Annotated in this window: 1 protein-coding gene; it reads right to left on the reverse strand. The window is 58.3% G+C overall.

Annotated features, from left to right (window positions below):
* Window positions 1-24 precede the first annotated feature (24 nt).
* Window positions 25-763: ABC transporter substrate-binding protein (locus tag B2A78_RS25435; RefSeq protein WP_205780912.1), on the reverse strand; the 739-nt coding region annotated here is incomplete at its 5' end.

Raw genomic sequence — 763 nt, forward strand, 5'->3', positions numbered from 1 at the left:
ACCCGTGCGGCCTATGCGAAGGGATCAGTCCTTGGAAACGCCGAGAAGGCGGATCATGCCGTCAGGCGAAGGCGCCCAGCCCTTGACCTTTTTGGAGATGGCATAGGCATAAGGCTGGTGGCCGAGATAGATGATCGGCATGTCATCGTTGAGGATGACACTTGCGGCGTCGTATTTTTCCTTGCGGACTGCGTCGTCGGTCGAAGCGCGGGCCTCGTTCAGCAGCTTGTCCACTTCAGGATTGCAATATTTCACATCGTTGATGCCGCCCTTGCAGGTGACGAACTGGTGCAGGTTGCCATCGGGATCGATACGTCCCGACCAGTCGGAGCGGCTGAGCTGATAATTGCCGGCGGTCTGTTCGGAAAGAAGCGTCGCGAATTCCGTGGCCTTCAGGGTGACGTTGAAGCCGGCCTCCGCCACCATGGACTGGATGACCTGCATCATCTGCGTCTGCGTTGTGTTGTTGGCGTGCTGAAGCTCGACGTCCAGCGTCTCGTAACCCGCCTCCTTCATCAACTGCTTGGCCTTGTCGATATCACGCGGCGGAACCGGCAGGTTCTGGTTGAACCAGGGGCTTGTGGGCGGATATGCCTGATTGCCGGCCTTGGAGGTGCCTTCAAAAACAATCTGGCCGATCGCTTCGCGATCGATCGCGTAGGAAAAGGCCTGACGCAGGCGCTTGTCCTTGCCGAGCGGATTGTCAGCGCGTGCCCCATTGTTGATGTTGACATACATGGCCATGTAGCCCGGTCCGATGACA

The organism is Methylocaldum sp. 14B (assembly GCF_002005105.1).
GTDB lineage: Bacteria > Pseudomonadota > Gammaproteobacteria > Methylococcales > Methylococcaceae > Methylocaldum.